Here is a 16,114-nt window from a genome sequence, read left to right as displayed (position 1 = left end):
TTCATCACGGTGCCCCATGTCCACTGCCCCGACTCCCCCTCTCAGCCACGCCGCGCCGTCGATGCGCGGCCAATTGAACGGCGTGCTGTTCGTCGCGCTGTTCGCCGCCGCCGTCACGAGCCTGTCGCAACTGCCGGCGATCGCCGGGCTCGGCCTGTCGCCGCTGATCGTCGGCATCGTCGCGGGCGCGCTGTACGGCAACGCGCTGCGCGACGGCATGCCCGCGAGCTGGGCGGCCGGCGTCAACTTCTCCGCGCGCAAGCTGCTGCGCATCGCGGTCGCGTTCTTCGGCCTGCGCGTGAGCCTGCAGGAAATCGCGCAGGTCGGCCTGCCGGGCCTGACGGTATCGGTGCTGGTCGTGATCAGCACGCTCGCGATCGGCACCTGGGTCGGCATGAAGGTGATGAAGCTCGATCGCGATGCGGCACTGCTGACCGCCGCCGGCAGCGCGATCTGCGGCGCGGCCGCCGTGCTCGCGTTCGAGTCGACGCTGCAGTCGAAGCCGCACCAGAGCGCAATGGCCGTGGGCAGCGTGGTGCTGTTCGGCACGCTGTCGATGTTCCTGTACCCGCTCGCGTATCACGCCGGTCTGCTGAATCTCGACCCGGCCGGCCTCGGCCTGTTCTTCGGCGGCACGATTCACGAGGTCGCGCAGGTGGTCGGCGCGGCGAGCGACATCAGCCCGGAGGTCGCGCACGTCGCGACCATCGTGAAGATGACCCGCGTGATGCTGCTGGTGCCGGTGCTGCTCGCGCTCGGCTGGTGGCTCGCCCGCTCGGCACGCTCGGCCAATGCCGCCGCCGACGGCGTGCACGGCAAGCGCAAGGTGGCCGTGCCGTGGTTCGCGCTCGGTTTCCTTGGCTTCGTGATCGTCAATTCGCTGAACGTGCTGCCCGCCGACGTCACGCATACGCTGAACGTGCTCGACACCTTCGCGCTGACGATGGCGATGACCGCGCTCGGCATCGAGACCCGCGTGTCGCAGATCCGCGAGGCCGGCCCGCGCGCGCTGACCACCGGCCTGATCCTGTATGTATGGCTGATCGCCGGCGGTTACGGGATCACCTGGGCGGTGCAGCACTGGCTTGGCTGAGCCGCACGTCCACGCCGCGACACGCGCCGCGCCCGACGGGAAGGTCCCGCGGGCGCGGCGCAGTGCTATGCTTCGCGTCGTTTTCCTTCGTCCTCTTCATCACCCTCTTTCAGCCGTGCTCTCGTTCCTGCTGAAGCTGCGCACTCGCGCCCAGACGCTGTTCCGCCTGTCGGACGCCCATACGATGCTGATCTGGTCGGCCATCGTCGGCGTCGGCGGCGCCTTCGCCACCATCGCATTCCGCGAAGGCATCGACCTGATGCAGCACCTGATCTCCGGGCACAGCGGCAGCTTCGTGCAGATGGCGAGAAGCCTGCCGTGGTACGTGCGCTTCTGGATGCCGGCCGCGGGCGGCTTCCTGGCCGGCTGCGTGCTGCTGCTCGCGACGCGCGGCGACAGGAAATCCGGCAAGACCGACTACATGGAAGCCGTCGCGCTCGGCGATGGCGTCGTGCCGGTGCGCCAGAGCCTGTGGCGCAGCGTGTCGTCGCTGCTGACGATCGGCAGCGGCGGCTCGATCGGCCGCGAAGGCCCGATGGTGCAGCTCGCGGCGCTCGCCGCGTCGCTGGTCGGCCGCTTCGTGCACTTCGACCCGCCGCGCCTGCGCCTGCTCGTCGCATGCGGCGCGGCGGCCGGCATTACGTCCGCGTACAACGCGCCGATCGCCGGCGCGTTCTTCGTATCCGAAATCGTGCTCGGCGCGATCGCGATGGAAAGCTTCGGGCCGATGGTCGTCGCATCCGTCGTCGCCAACATCGTGATGCGGGAATTCGCCGGCTACCGGCCGCCGTACGAGATGCCGGTGTTCCCGGCCGTGACGGGCCCCGAGGTGCTGCTGTTCGTCGTGCTCGGTGCGCTGTGCGGCGTGCTCGCGCCGCAGTTCCTGCACCTGCTCGATGCGTCGAAGAACCAGTTCAAGCGGTTGCCCGTGCCGCTGCCGGTGCGGCTCGCGCTGGGCGGCCTCGTGGTCGGCGTGATCTCGGTGTGGATTCCGGACGTATGGGGCAACGGCTACAGCGTCGTGAACCACATCCTGCACTCGCCGTGGACCTGGCAGGCGCTCGTCGCGGTGCTGGTGTTCAAGGTGATCGCGACGGCCGCGACGGCCGGCTCGGGCGCGGTCGGCGGCGTGTTCACGCCGACGCTGTTCGTCGGCGCCGTGTTCGGCTCGCTGTTCGGGCTCGCGATGAACGCGCTGTGGCCCGGCCATACGTCCGCGTACTTCGCGTATGCGATGGTCGGGATGGGCGCGTTCATGGCCGGCGCCACGCAGGCGCCGCTGATGGCGATCCTGATGATCTTCGAGATGACACTGAGCTACCAGGTCGTGCTGCCGCTCCTGGTGTCGTGCGTGTTCGCGTATTTCGTCGCACGCGCGACCGGCACGACGTCGATGTACGAGATCACGCTGCGCCACCACCAGGACGCGCAGGAACGGCTGCGGCTGCGCACCACCCAGATGCGGGAGCTGATCCAGCCCGCGCAGACGGTCGTGCCGCTCACCGCGAGCGTGGCCGACATGACGCGCGTGTTTCTCGAATATCCGGTGAAGTATCTGTACGTGACCGACGACGCCGGGCGCTTCCGCGGCGCGGTCGCATTGAAGGACATCACGTCCGACCTGCTCGACAAGCGCGACACGACCGACAAGACCGCCGCGCACTACGCACATACGCCGTTTCCGCTGCTCACGCCCGACATGCCGCTCGCGACCGCACTCGAACGCTTCATGGCGTTCCAGGGCGAACGGCTGCCGGTGATCGAAAGCGAAACCGAGCCGACGCTCGCGGGCGTCGTCTACAAGACGTCGCTGCTCGACGCGTACCGGCGCATGACGGGTGAGCGCTGACGCACAGGGTGCGCGGCACCCGGTGCGGCTTGCACTGCCGCACTGCATTCCCTGCCGCCTGATCGTTCAGTCCGGCGCGCGCCCCAGCACGACCCGTGCGAAGAACCCCGCAAGCACCGATTCGGCCGCGTCGGCCGACACGTGCTGCGGATCGGCCGTGTAGTACGACTGCACGCCGTCGCACAGGCACATCAGCCCGAATGCGAGCGTCTCGGCCGGCAGCAGCAGCGGCGTGCCCGCGCGCTCGGCGAAGCGCTGGATGAACTCGGCCATCTGCAGCCGCTTGCCGTGCAGGAACTGGTTGAAGCGCACGCGAAACTTCGCGTCGCGCGCCGCCTGCAGCTTCGCCTCGCCCCACAGCAGCGAATACTCGTCGTCGCGAAAGAGCGTCCGGTAGTACGCGAGCGCCGTCGACTCCATCTGCTCGCGCGGCCCGCCTTCCTCGAAGATCGCCTCGAAATCGGCCCGCACCGAATCATGGTCGCGCTCGAGCAGCTCGAGCAGCAGTTCCGACTTGCTGCGGAAATTCGAGTAGAACGCGCCGCGCGTGTAACCCGCCGCCGCCGCGACGTCCTCGACGCTCGCGGCGACATAGCCTTTCTTCAGAAAAATCCGGTGCGCGGCATTCAGCAGACGTTCACGCGTCTGGTCCCTGCTCTGCTCGCGAGTCAAGCGCTGTGGTTTCATGGCGCGCAGTCTAGCATCAACTCCCTTTCGGATTCATCTTTGCATTCAGATACAGGTGTGTATTAGAATCCGCCACAGTTTCCGAACGACCTCGTTCGTCTCTGTCCGTGCGCGCCGTGCTGGCGCCACTCGGGGCAAGCGCCCGCCGCGCTTGCCGGCTTCGTTCCGCTCTCACCTCATCTGGGGGTTTCGTGAATCGCTCCGGTTCCCGCGCCGTGCTGCTGATCGGCACCGCGCTCGTCCTCGCCGCCTGTCATCCGAAGGAAACCGCGCCGCCCGCGCCGCGCCCGGTCGTCGCGCTGCCCGCGCACGCCGACGGTGCCGCGGCCGCGGCCACGCTGCCCGGCGAGATCCAGCCGCGCTATGCGACGCCGCTGTCGTTCCGCATCGCGGGCAAGATCGTCGAGCGCAAGGTGCGGCTCGGCGATACCGTCAAGGCCGGCCAGGTCGTCGCACTGCTCGATCCGTCCGACGTCGAGAAGAACGCCGCAAGCGCGCAGGCGCAGCTCGATGCCGCGTCGCACAGCCTCGCGTTCGCGAAGCAGCAGCTCGACCGCGATCGCGCGCAGGCGCGCGAGAATCTGATCGCGGCCGCGCAACTCGAGCAGACCCAGAACAGCTACACGTCGGCGCTCGCGCAGCGCGACCAGGCGCAGCAGCAGCTCGCGCTCGCGAAGAACCAGCTCCGCTATGCGACGCTCGTCGCCGATCACGCGGGCACCATCACCGCCGAACAGGCCGACACGGGCCAGAACGTATCGGCCGGCCAGGCCGTCTACCAGCTCGCGTGGTCCGGCGACGTCGACGTCGTCAGCGACGTGCCCGAAGCCACGCTCGCGTCGCTCACGCCCGGTCACGCGGCGAGCGTCACGCTGCCGTCGCTGCCGGGCCGCCAGTTCGCCGCGAAAGTCCGCGAAATCGCGCCGGCCGCTGATCCGCAAAGCCGCACGTATCGCGTGAAGCTCACGCTTGCCGAACCCGATCCGGCCGTGCGCCTCGGGATGACCGCGAACGTCGCGTTCGACGGCGCGCCGGTTGCCGGCAACGCGCCGAGCATCACGCTGCCCGCGACCGCGCTGTTCCACGAAGGCCCGCATCCGGCCGTATGGGTCGTGCGCACGAAGGACGACACGCTCGAACTGCGCCGCGTCGACGTCGCACGCTTCAACGAACGCACCGTCACCGTGTCGCACGGGCTGCAGCCGGGCGAGCGCGTCGTGCTGCAGGGCGTGCATACGGTCAGCGCGGGCGAGAAGGTGCGGCCGATCGCGCCGCTGCATCCGGAGGACTTCGCGTCATGAGCGGCCCCCGCGAAGAAGGCCGCTTCAACCTGTCGGCGTGGGCGCTGCGCCACCAGGCACTGGTCGTCTACCTGATCGTGCTCGCGACGCTCGCGGGCATCCTCGCGTACACGCGGCTCGCGCAATCCGAAGACCCGCCGTTCACGTTCCGCGTGATGGTGATCCGCACGTTCTGGCCCGGCGCGAGCGCGCGGCAGGTCCAGGAACAGGTGACCGACCGGATCGGCCGCAAGCTGCAGGAAACGCCGGCCATCGACTTCCTGCGCAGCTATTCGCGGCCCGGCGAATCGCTGATCTTCTTCACGATGAAGGACTCGGCGCCGGTGAAGGACGTGCCCGAGACCTGGTACCAGATCCGCAAGAAGGTCGGCGACATCGGCCATACGCTGCCGCCCGGCGTGCAGGGCCCGTTCTTCAATGACGAATTCGGCGACGTCTACACGAACATCTGGACGCTCGAAGGCGACGGCTTCACGCCCGCGCAGCTCCACGACTATGCGGACCAGCTGCGCACCGTGCTGCTGCGCGTGCCGGGCGTCGGCAAGGTCGACTACTTCGGCGATCCCGACCAGCGGATCTTCATCGAGGTGAACAACGCGCAGCTCACGCGCCTCGGCATCTCGCCGCAGCAGCTCGGGCAGGCGATCAACGCGCAGAACGACATTTCGTCGGCCGGCGTGCTGACGAGCGCCGACGATCGCGTGTTCGTGCGGCCGAGCGGCCAGTTCGACAACGTCGCCGCGATCGCCGACACGCTGATCCGCATCAACGGCCGCACGTTCCGGCTCGGCGATCTCGCGACCGTGAGGCGCGGCTACGACGATCCGACCGTCACCCAGATGAGCGCGAACGGCCATGCGGTGCTCGGCATCGGCGTGACGATGCAGCCGGGCGGCGACGTGATCCGGCTCGGCAAGGCGCTCGACGCCGAATCGAAGAACCTGCAGGCGCAGCTGCCGGCCGGCCTGAAGCTGACGCTGGTGTCGAGCATGCCGCATGCGGTGTCGCATTCGGTCGACGACTTCCTGGAAGCGGTTGCCGAAGCGGTTGCGATCGTGCTGGTCGTGAGCCTCGTGTCGCTCGGCCTGCGCACCGGGATGGTCGTCGTGATCTCGATTCCGGTCGTGCTCGCGGTCACCGCCCTCTTCATGTACCTGTTCGACATCGGGCTGCACAAGGTGTCGCTCGGCACGCTGGTGCTCGCGCTCGGGCTGCTCGTCGACGACGCGATCATCGCGGTCGAGATGATGGCCGTGAAGCTCGAGCAGGGCTACAGCCGCGCGCGCGCCGCCGCGTTCGCGTACACGAGCACCGCGTTCCCGATGCTGACGGGCACGCTCGTCACGGTGTCGGGCTTCCTGCCGATCGCGCTCGCGAAATCGAGCACCGGTGAGTACACGCGCTCGATCTTCGAGGTGTCGGCCATCGCGCTGATCGCGTCGTGGTTCGCGGCCGTCGTGCTGATTCCGCTGCTCGGCTATCACCTGCTGCCCGAACGCAAGAAGCACGCGCACGAAGCCCATCTGCCGGACGATCACGAGCACGACATCTACGACACGCGCTTCTACACGCGGCTGCGCGGCTGGATCGACTGGTGCATCGAGCGGCGCTTCGTCGTGCTGCTGATTACCGGGGTGCTGTTCGTCGTCGCGCTGGCAGGCTTCTCGCTCGTGCCGCAGCAGTTCTTCCCCAGTTCCGACCGCCCCGAGCTGCTGGTCGACCTGCGGCTGCCCGAAGGCGCGTCGTTCGCGGCGACGCTGCGCGAGACCGAACGCCTCGAGAAGGTGCTCGACAAGCGGCCCGAGATCGATCATTCGGTGAACTTCGTCGGCAGCGGCGCGCCGCGCTTCTACCTGCCGCTCGACCAGCAGCTGCAGTTGCCGAACTTCGCGCAGTTCGTCGTCACCGCGAAATCGGTCGAGGATCGCGAGAAGCTCGCGACCTGGCTCGAAACCACGCTGCGCGACCAGTTCCCGGCCGTGCGCTGGCGCCTGTCGCGGCTCGAGAACGGGCCGCCCGTCGGCTACCCCGTGCAGTTCCGCGTGAGCGGCGACGACATCGCGACGGTGCGCTCGATCGCCGAGAAGGTCGCGGCAACGATGCGCGGCGACGCGCGCACGGTCAACGTGCAGTTCGACTGGGACGAGCCTGCCGAGCGCTCGGTGCGCTTCGAGCTCGACCAGAAGAAGGCGCGCGAACTGAACGTCACGTCGCAGGACGTGTCGAGCTTCCTCGCGATGACGCTGTCCGGCACGACCGTCACGCAATACCGCGAACGCGACAAGCTGATCGCGGTCGACCTGCGTGCGCCGCGTCCCGATCGCGTCGATCCCGCGAAGCTCGCCGGCCTCGCGATGCCGACCTCGAACGGCCCCGTGCCGCTCGGTTCGCTCGGCCGCTTCACGCCGACGCTCGAATACGGCGTGGTGTGGGAACGCGATCGCCAGCCGACCATCACCGTGCAGTCCGACGTACGCGCCGGCACGCAGGGCATCGACGTCACGCATGCGATCGACGGCAAGCTGAATGCGTTGCGCGCGCAACTGCCGGTCGGCTACCAGATCAACATCGGCGGGTCGGTCGAGGAAAGCGCGAAGGCGCAGACGTCGATCAACGCGCAGATGCCGCTGATGGCGATCGCCGTGTTCACGCTGCTGATGATCCAGCTGCAGAGCTTCTCGCGCGTGCTGATGGTCGTGCTCACGGCCCCGCTCGGGCTGATCGGCGTGGTCGGCACGCTGCTGCTGTTCGGCCAGCCGTTCGGCTTCGTCGCGATGCTCGGCGTGATCGCGATGTTCGGGATCATCATGCGCAACTCGGTGATTCTCGTCGACCAGATCGAGCAGGACATCGCGGCCGGCCATGGACGCTTCGACGCGATCGTCGGCGCGACCGTGCGGCGCTTCCGCCCGATCACGCTGACGGCCGCGGCCGCCGTGCTCGCGCTGATCCCGTTGTTGCGCTCGAACTTCTTCGGGCCGATGGCGACCGCGCTGATGGGCGGGATCACGAGCGCGACCGTGCTGACGCTGTTCTACCTGCCCGCGCTGTACGCCGCGTGGTTCCGCGTGAAGCGCGACGAACGCGACCCGCTCGACGGCCCGCCGCACGATGGCGGCACGCCTGCCGCGCCGTCGGGAGCCTGACCATGGACTTGTCGATGAACCTGAAAACCCAAGCCGTGCGCGCGCTCGCGGTCGCGAGCCTCGCCGGCCCGCTCGCCGGCTGCGCGTGGTTCGCGCCGAGCGGCGAGCCGCCCGCGATGCCGTCGCCCGCGCATTACGGCGCCGCGCCGCAGGTGCAGCAGACCGTCGCCGCGCAAGGCGTCGCGCAGCAGTTCGAAGTCGGCGCGCAGCCCGTGCCCGACTGGTGGACGCAGTACCGCTCCGATGCGCTGAACGCGCTCGTCGACGAAGGGCTGCGCAACAGCCCGACGCTCGGTGCGGCGTCGCATTCGCTGGATGCCGCGCGCGAACAGCTGCGCGGGCAGATCGGCAGCTCGATGCTGCCGTCGATCGACGCGGGCGGCCAGGCCACGCGCCAGCGTGCGCTCGGCGTGCCGATCCCCGCGCTCGGCGCGCCGACGCTGCTGTACGACACGTTCGTCGGGCAACTGCAGGCGAGCTACACGATCGACCTGTTCGGCGCGGCGCGTTTCGCGAACCGCGCGCTCGCGAAACGCGTCGACGTCAGCGCGTTCCAGCTCGAATCGGCGCGACGCGCGCTCGCCGCGAACATCGTCACCGCGTCGATCACCGTGTCGGTACTCAACGCGCAGATCGAAACCACCGAGCGGCTCGTCGCGCTCGCGAACGACCAGGCGCACGACGCCAAGCGCCGTTACGCGCTCGGCTCGGCGTCGCGCAGCGATGCGCTGAACGCACGACAAAGCGCCGACACGTTCGCGGCCAGCCTGCCCGCGCTGCGCCAGCAACGCGACTCGGCACGCCACGCGCTCGCGGTGCTGGTCGGCCGCACGCCCGACCGGCCGCCGGCCGATCTCACGCTCGCCGACCTGCACCTGCCCGAGCAGGTGCCCGTGGTCGTGCCGTCGGACCTGCTGCAAAGCCGCCCCGACATCCAGGCGGCCGACGCGGGGTTGAAGGCGGCCGCGGCCGAAGTCGGCGTCGCGACCGCGCAGATGTTCCCGCAGCTGTCGCTGTCGGCGGCGATGGGCAAAGGCGGCTTCAGCTGGCCGACGATGCTGTCGGGGGCCGGCGCGATCTGGAGCGTCGGCGCATCGCTGAGCCAGCCGCTGTTCCATGGCGGCGCGCTGCTCGCGCAGCGCCGCGCGGCGAAGGCGACCTACGAAGCCGCGGTCGACCAGTACAAGCAGGCCGTGCTCGCCGCGTTCCAGAACGTCGCCGATTCGCTGGCCGCGCTCGAGCACGACGCAGAGGCGCTCGATGCGTCGTCCCGCGCCGCGCTGTCCGCACGCGGCGCATACAACGACGCGGCCGCCCGCGTGCGGCTCGGCGCGTTGCCGCCGTCGACCGCGCGCGCCAGCGAGCTGCAGTACCGCAACGCGCGGCTCGACGAGATCCGCGCGACCGGCGCGCGCTTCGCGGATACGGCGCGGCTCTACCAGGCGATGGGCACGCCGCAGGCCGACCCGACCGGGAAGGCCGGGAAGGCGGGGAACGCCGACACGGCCGGCGACACCCGCAATGCGGCGCAAAACGCTCCCGGCACCCAGGCGCGCACGGCCACGCCCGACGCGTCGCCGCCACCGCAATAACGCGTTCCTTCCTGCCGGCGCACGGCGCGCGGGACCGTTCCGCGCGCCGCTTCGCGATCTTCCGCTTGACCCTCACGTAGCGTAACGTTCGAGACTCCAGTGTGCGCACCGAACGGAGGACACCATGCGGCTGAAAGTGGGAGAACTGGCGAAACGCAGCGGGCTGACCGTCCGCACGCTTCATCACTATCACGCGATCGGCCTCTTGACGCCTTCGGCGCGTGCCGACAACGGCTACCAGCTGTACGACCGCGACGACGTCGCCCGGCTCCATCAGATCCGGGCGCTGCGTCGCTTCGGACTGTCGCTCGCCGAAATTGGCGACTACCTGCACCAGCCCGGCACTCCGCTCGTCGCGCTCGTCGCGCAACAGATCGCGTCGCTCGACCGCCAGCTCGCGCAGACCGCGCAGCTGCGCGAGCGGCTCGTGCACCTGCACGCGCAACTCGCCGCGGGCGCCGAGCCGGAACTGGCCGATTGGCTCACCACACTGGAGTTGATGACCGTGTACGACAAATATTTCTCCGAGGAAGAACTCGCGCGCATGCCGATGTACCGCAAGAGCCAGACGGGCGACGCGGAATGGATCGCGCTCGTCGGCGAGGTCCGTGCGCTGCGCGATGCGGGCGTGCCCGCCGAGGACGAGCGCGCCCGTATGCTCGCCGCTCGCTGGATGGCGCTGCTCGTGCGCGACACGAACAACGATCCGCGACTGCTGGCGAAGCTCAACCTGATGCACGAACACGAGCCGGCGATGCAGTCGAAGATCGGCATTTCGACCGCACTGCGCGACTATGTGCTGCGCGCGTCGTCGGAAACGAAGATGCGGATCTTCGAAAAGTACCTCACGCCGGACGAGATCCGCTTCTTGCGGGCGCACTACGGCGAACGCGCGATGGAATGGCCGCAACTGATGGGCGACGTGCGCGACGCGATCGAGGCGGGCGCGAAGCCCGATTCGCCGCAAGGCCGCGCGCTCGCGCAGCGCTGGCTCGAGCTGTTCTGCAGCTATGCGGGCCACGACCCGGCCACGCATGCGAAATTCCGCGAGGCGATGATGACCGAGCCGGTGCTGACGAAGGATTCGTGGGTCGACGACACGCTGATCGGCTTCGTGCGGGAGGCGATGGCGCAGCTTGCGCCGACGCGCTGAGCGCGTGACCGTGCGGGCGGCAGGCCGGGTTTCCCGCGTGCCGCCCGCTTCGCCATTTGCGGCCCCGCCGCCTCGGCACCGCGCGGTTGCGATGTGTCAGTCCGGCTCGCCGACACCGTCATCGCTGAACGCGAGCAGGTCGCCAGGCTGCAGCCGTGTCGATGCCAGCCAGCCATGACGCGCCCGCTCACCGGTCGCGCACCCCGAGCCCGAGCGCCTTCATCCGCCGGTACAGCGTGCGCTCGCTCATCCCGACGTGCTCGGCCAGCGCCTTGCGCGTGCCGTCGAACGTGCCGGCAATCCGTACGAGCTGCGCGTCCGACACGCCGCGCGCGTCCACCACGCGCGCCTGCGGCGCGGCCGATGCCGCGACCAGTTCGGCCGGCAGATGCTCGACGCGAATCGTCCCGTCGTCCGCGAACAGGCACGCGCGTTCGAGCACGTTGCGCAGCTCGCGGATGTTGCCCGGCCATGCATACGCATCGAGACACGCACGCGCCCGCTCGGTCAGCACGAACGGCCGCGCCCCCGTCTCTCCCGCGCCGGCCCGGACATTCGCGATCCGCCGCAGGATCGATTCGGCCAGCAGCGCGACGTCGCCGCGCCGTTCGCGCAGCGCGGGCAGCGGAATCGGGAACGCGTTGATCCGGTAGTACAGATCCTGGCGAAAGCGGCCGTCGTCGATCATCTCCCGCAGCGGCTTGTGGGTCGCCGCGACGAGCCGGAAATCCGCGCGCAGCAGCTCGACGCCGCCAACGCGCCGGAACGTCCCCGACTCGATCAGCCGCAGCAGCTTCACCTGCATCGGCAGCGGCACGTCGCCGATCTCGTCGAGAAACAGCGTGCCGCCCTGTGCGGTCTCGACGAGCCCCGGCTTGCGCTGGCTCGCGCCGGTGAACGCGCCCTTCTCATAGCCGAACAGCTCGCTCTCGAACAGCGTTTCGGCGATGCCTGAACAGTCGACGACCACGAACGGCCCCATCGCACGCTCGCTCGCCTCGTGCAGCGCCCGCGCGAACAGCTCCTTGCCGGTACCCGATTCGCCGAGCAGCAGCACGGGCAGCATCGACGGCGCGACGCGCTGCAGCGCGCCGAGTGCCGCATTGAACGCGTCGGCGCCGCCGACGAGCCCTTCCGCGCTCGGCTGCGCGGACGCGCTGCGCACCGTCGTCAGCCGTTCGACGTACGCGATCACGTCGCCACGCGCATCGAAGATCGGCCGCAACTCCACATCGACGTGCTCGGGACCGCGCGGCGTATGGTGAATGTGCAGCACGCGGTTCAGGCTGCGCGACTCGAGCGCCTGCTTCATCGGGCAATGCTCGCCCGCCTGGTCGCACGGCACGTCGTAGTGATGCGAGACCTGAAAGCAGTGCCGGCCGACATGCTCGACGCCCGCCACGCCGAACTGGCGCCGGTACGCATCGTTCGCCGCGAGGATGCGGTACGCGGGATCGAGGACGATCATCGGCTGCGGATCCTGTTCCAGATAGGCGACGAGCGCGCGCACATCGGGCATCACGTCGGGCGACGGCGCCCGAACGATCGGAATGGTGTCGTGCGAATTCATGGAGGCTCGAGAACGGATGGCCGGACGAACTGCCAGGCCGACTGCCAATTCTGCCACGACACTGCCAGATCTGGCAGCCCCTGCCGGCAGCCATTCGCCGGCCATCCCCGCGACGCACCGCGAGCCTGCCGAAAATCCGAACCGAATCAAGTACCTGCCCCATCGGCCGACCGCGCGGCAAGGACTGGCACGCTTCTTGAAGATGGAACGCCCGATTGCAGATGCAGAACCCGATCGAGGACATCCCGTGAGCCATGCCCCCCTGCTGTCGGTCGAAGGCTTGTTCGACCCGGCGACCCACACCGTCAGCTATCTGCTGCTCGACACCGCGAGCCGCGCGTGCGCGCTGATCGACAGCGTGCTCGACTACGACCCGAAATCCGGCCGCACGCACACCGCCAGCGCCGACCGGCTGATCGCGCGCGTCGCCGAACTCGGCGCGACCGTGCACTGGCTGCTGGAAACGCACGTGCACGCCGACCACCTGTCGGCCGCGCCGTACCTGAAGGCGCACGTCGGCGGCCGGATCGCGATCGGCTCGCACGTGCGCCGCGTGCAGCACGTGTTCGGCACGCTGTTCAACGCCGGCCCCGGCTTCGCGCAGGACGGCAGCCAGTTCGACCGCCTGCTCGACGACGGCGACACGCTCGCGCTCGGCGGGCTGACGATCCGCGCGCTGCACACGCCGGGCCATACGCCCGCGTGCCTGACCTACTGCGTCGACGACGCGGCGCAGCGCGCGGCGTTCGTCGGCGACACGCTGTTCATGCCCGACTACGGCACCGCCCGCTGCGACTTCCCCGGCGGCGACGCACGCACGCTGTACCGCTCGATCGCGCGCGTGCTGGCGCTGCCGCCCGACACGCGCCTGTACCTGTGCCACGACTACCAGCCGGGCGGCCGCGACGTGCAGTTCGTGACGACCGTCGCCGAGCAGCGCCGCGCGAACCTGCACGTGAAGGACGGCGTGACCGAGGACGATTTCGTCGCGATGCGCACCGCACGCGACGCGACGCTCGACATGCCCGTGCTGATGCTGCCGTCCGTGCAGGTGAACATGCGCGCCGGCCACCTGCCCGAGCCCGAAAACAATGGCGTGCGCTACCTGAAGATCCCGCTCGACGCGATCTGAGCCGCCGCCCCGACCGGAGAACCCCCGACATGACCATCCGCACGCTGACCGACCTGCTGTCGGTCTCGCCCCAGATCGCCGCGACCGACCTGCCCGCGCTGCACGCGGCGGGCATCCGCTCGATCATCTGCAACCGCCCGGACGGCGAAGGCGCCGACCAGCCGACCGTCGCCGAGATCCGCGCGGCGGCCGCACCGCTCGGTATCGCCGTCCACTACCTGCCCGTCGATACCGGCAAGGTCACTGACGACCAGGCCGCGCAGTTCGGCGCGCTCGTCACGACGCTGGCCGGCCCGGCACTCGCGTACTGCCGCAGCGGCACGCGTTCGGCGACGCTGTGGGCGCTGTCGCAGGCAGGCAGGCGCCCGGCCGGCGACATCGTCGCGATCGCCGCCACGGCCGGCTACGACCTCGGCGCGCTCGCGCCACGTCTTGCGCAGGGCGGTCATCAAGCCGCGCCGGGCGTCGACGCGCAGCACGACATCGTGATCGTCGGCGCGGGCGCAGCCGGCGTCGCGGTCGCGTCGAGCCTGCTTGCACGCGACGCATCGCTCGATATCGCGGTGATCGACCCGGCCGATACGCACTACTACCAGCCGGGCTGGACGATGGTCGGCGCGGGCGTGTTCCGGCCCGACACGACCGCGCGCCGGATGGCCGACCTGCTGCCGCGCGGCGTGAAATGGATCCAGGCAGCCGTCGCCGGCTTCGAGCCCGACGCGCACGCGGTCGTGCTCGACGGCTGCCGGCGCATCGGCTACCGCAGGCTGGTCGTGTGCCCGGGGCTCAAGCTCGACTGGCACGCGATCGACGGCCTCGCGGAAACGCTCGGCCGCAACGGCGTCACGTCGAACTATCGCTACGATCTCGCGCCGTACACGTGGGAGCTGGTGCAGGCGTTGCGCGGCGGCCATGCGCTGTTCACGCAGCCGCCGATGCCGATCAAGTGCGCGGGCGCGCCGCAAAAGGCGATGTACCTGTCGTGCGATCACTGGCGGCGCACGGGCCGCCTGGGCGCCGCGAACGTCGAGTTCCTGAATGCGGGCGGCGCGCTGTTCGGTGTCGCCGACTACGTGCCCGCGCTGATGGAGTACGTGAAACGCTACGACATCGCGCTGTCGTTCGGCCACAACCTCATCGCGATCGACGGACCGGCACGGCGCGCGACGTTCCGGCGCACGCTGCCCGACGGCGGCACGCAAACCGTCGAGCGCGCGTTCGACATGATCCACGTCGTGCCGCCGCAGCAGGCGCCCGATTTCGTGCGCGCGAGCGCGCTCGCCGACGCGGCCGGCTGGATCGACGTCGATCCGGCGACGCTGCGCCACAAGCAGTTCGCGGATATCTTCGCGCTCGGCGACGTCACCAACACGACCAACGCGAAAACCGCCGCGGCCGCGCGCAAGCAGGCACCCGTGGTCGCGCACAACCTGCTCGCGTCGCTGGGTCGCGCGCGTGGCGGTGCCGCGTACGACGGCTACGGATCGTGCCCGCTCACCGTCGAGCGCGGCAAGATCGTGCTCGCCGAATTCCTGTACGGCGGCAAGGTCGCGCCGACCTTCCCCGCGTGGCTGATCGACGGCAAGCGTCCGTCGCGGCTCGCGTGGCTGCTCAAGGAGCGCGTGCTGCCGCCGCTCTACTGGAAGGCGATGCTCAAGGGCCGCGAATGGCTCGCGAAGCCCGCGATCGCACGTTGACCGGAACCCGATGACACCATGCTGATTTCCCTCGTACTCGGCGGCTTCGTCGGCGCGGTGCTCGGCCTCACCGGCGCGGGCGGCGGCATTCTCGCGGTGCCGGCGCTCGTCGTCGGGATGGGCTGGCCGATGCCGCAGGCCACGCCCGTCGCACTCGTCGCGGTCGCGGGCAGCGCCGCGCTCGGCGCGCTCGAAGGGTTTCGCCGCGGGCTGGTGCGCTATCGCGCGGCGCTGCTGATGGCCGTGGCCGGCGTGCCGCTCACGACGCTCGGCGTGCGGCTCGCGCACGTGCTGCCGCAACGCGTGCTGCTGGCGCTGTTCGCGCTGACGATGCTGGTCGTCGCGGCGCGCCTGCTGCGGCAGGCGCTGCGCCACGCGCCCGGCGACACGGACGAGTCGCCGCTGTGCGTCGGCCGCGTGAATCCCGATACGGGCCGGCTCGTGTGGTCCTGGCCGGTCGGGCTCGCGCTCGCGTCGACCGGCGCGGTGACGGGGCTGATGACCGGCTTGCTCGGTGTCGGCGGCGGCTTCGTGATCGTGCCGATGCTGCGCAAGTTCACGAACGTGTCGATGCACGGCGTGGTCGCGACCTCGCTGATGGTGATCGCGCTGGTCGGCACCGGCGGCGTGTTCGCGACGCTCGTGTCGGGCACGCACGCCCCGCTCGACATGATGCTGTGGTTCACGGTCGCGACCGCGATCGGGATGGCCGCCGGCCGCCACGCGTCCCGGCACCTGTCCGCGCGGCACGTGCAGGCCGGCTTCGCGGCCGTGCTCGTCTGCGTGGCGTTCGGGCTGCTGGCGAAGACGGCGTTCGGCGCATGAGCCGCACGCGGCGCAATCCGCCAAACGAAACGCCCGGTCCGACTCGTCGTCGGTACCGGGCGTTTTTCG

At 69.8% G+C, this 16,114-nt stretch carries 11 protein-coding genes; 9 read left to right on the top strand and 2 right to left on the bottom strand.

Annotated features, from left to right (window positions below; genetic code table 11):
- Window positions 1–16 precede the first annotated feature (16 nt).
- Entirely contained in the window at window positions 17–1,093 is a 1,077-nt protein-coding gene (locus DIE22_RS05980) for a YeiH family protein (protein WP_124604711.1), read from the top strand.
- Window positions 1,094–1,208: 115 nt separating this feature from the next.
- Entirely contained in the window at window positions 1,209–2,942 is a 1,734-nt protein-coding gene (locus DIE22_RS05970) for a ClcB-like voltage-gated chloride channel protein (protein WP_221622408.1), read from the top strand.
- A gap of 66 nt (window positions 2,943–3,008) precedes the next feature.
- Here DIE22_RS05970 and DIE22_RS05965 read toward each other — a convergent pair whose 3' ends face one another.
- Window positions 3,009–3,629: a TetR/AcrR family transcriptional regulator gene (locus DIE22_RS05965; RefSeq protein WP_124501394.1), complete on the bottom strand. Its 621-nt coding sequence runs from the start codon at window positions 3,627–3,629 to the stop codon at window positions 3,009–3,011.
- Window positions 3,630–3,820: 191 nt separating this feature from the next.
- Between DIE22_RS05965 and DIE22_RS05960 the strand changes: the two genes are divergently transcribed.
- From DIE22_RS05960 to DIE22_RS05945, 4 genes are all read left to right on the top strand, one after another.
- On the top strand, window positions 3,821–4,930 hold the full coding sequence (locus DIE22_RS05960) for an efflux RND transporter periplasmic adaptor subunit (protein ID WP_124604709.1): 1,110 nt from the start codon (window positions 3,821–3,823) through the stop codon (window positions 4,928–4,930).
- Window positions 4,927–8,076 (top strand): efflux RND transporter permease subunit, encoded by a 3,150-nt coding sequence (locus tag DIE22_RS05955; RefSeq protein WP_124604708.1) that lies wholly within the window; start codon window positions 4,927–4,929, stop codon window positions 8,074–8,076. Before DIE22_RS05960 ends, DIE22_RS05955 begins: the two co-directional genes overlap by 4 nt.
- Window positions 8,077–8,078: 2 nt before the next feature.
- Entirely contained in the window at window positions 8,079–9,668 is a 1,590-nt protein-coding gene (locus DIE22_RS05950; protein WP_124604707.1) for an efflux transporter outer membrane subunit, read from the top strand.
- A 124-nt stretch (window positions 9,669–9,792) separates the two neighbouring features.
- Window positions 9,793–10,821 (top strand): MerR family transcriptional regulator, encoded by a 1,029-nt coding sequence (locus DIE22_RS05945; protein WP_124604706.1) that lies wholly within the window; start codon window positions 9,793–9,795, stop codon window positions 10,819–10,821.
- Window positions 10,822–11,008: 187 nt separating this feature from the next.
- Here DIE22_RS05945 and DIE22_RS05940 read toward each other — a convergent pair whose 3' ends face one another.
- Complete coding sequence (locus DIE22_RS05940) at window positions 11,009–12,391, bottom strand: sigma-54 interaction domain-containing protein (RefSeq protein ID WP_124604705.1); 1,383 nt, start codon at window positions 12,389–12,391, stop codon at window positions 11,009–11,011.
- Between the two features lie 202 nt (window positions 12,392–12,593).
- Between DIE22_RS05940 and DIE22_RS05935 the strand changes: the two genes are divergently transcribed.
- From DIE22_RS05935 to DIE22_RS05925, 3 genes are read left to right on the top strand one after another with little or no spacing between them, the layout of a single operon-like run.
- Window positions 12,594–13,523 carry an MBL fold metallo-hydrolase gene (locus tag DIE22_RS05935; RefSeq protein WP_409410183.1) on the top strand — a complete coding sequence of 310 codons (930 nt, stop codon included), beginning with the start codon at window positions 12,594–12,596 and terminating at the stop codon, window positions 13,521–13,523.
- A gap of 29 nt (window positions 13,524–13,552) precedes the next feature.
- Window positions 13,553–15,220 carry a bifunctional protein tyrosine phosphatase family protein/NAD(P)/FAD-dependent oxidoreductase gene (locus tag DIE22_RS05930; RefSeq protein WP_124501387.1) on the top strand — a complete coding sequence of 556 codons (1,668 nt, stop codon included), beginning with the start codon at window positions 13,553–13,555 and terminating at the stop codon, window positions 15,218–15,220.
- An 18-nt stretch (window positions 15,221–15,238) separates the two neighbouring features.
- Window positions 15,239–16,045, top strand: a complete 807-nt coding sequence (locus DIE22_RS05925; protein WP_124501386.1) for a sulfite exporter TauE/SafE family protein — start codon at window positions 15,239–15,241, stop codon at window positions 16,043–16,045.
- Window positions 16,046–16,114 lie beyond the last annotated feature (69 nt).

This window comes from Burkholderia sp. Bp9142, assembly GCF_003853415.1.
Lineage (GTDB): Bacteria > Pseudomonadota > Gammaproteobacteria > Burkholderiales > Burkholderiaceae > Burkholderia.
The sequence above is the reverse complement of the archived record's forward strand: the minus strand, read 5'-3'. Positions and strand labels throughout refer to the sequence as shown.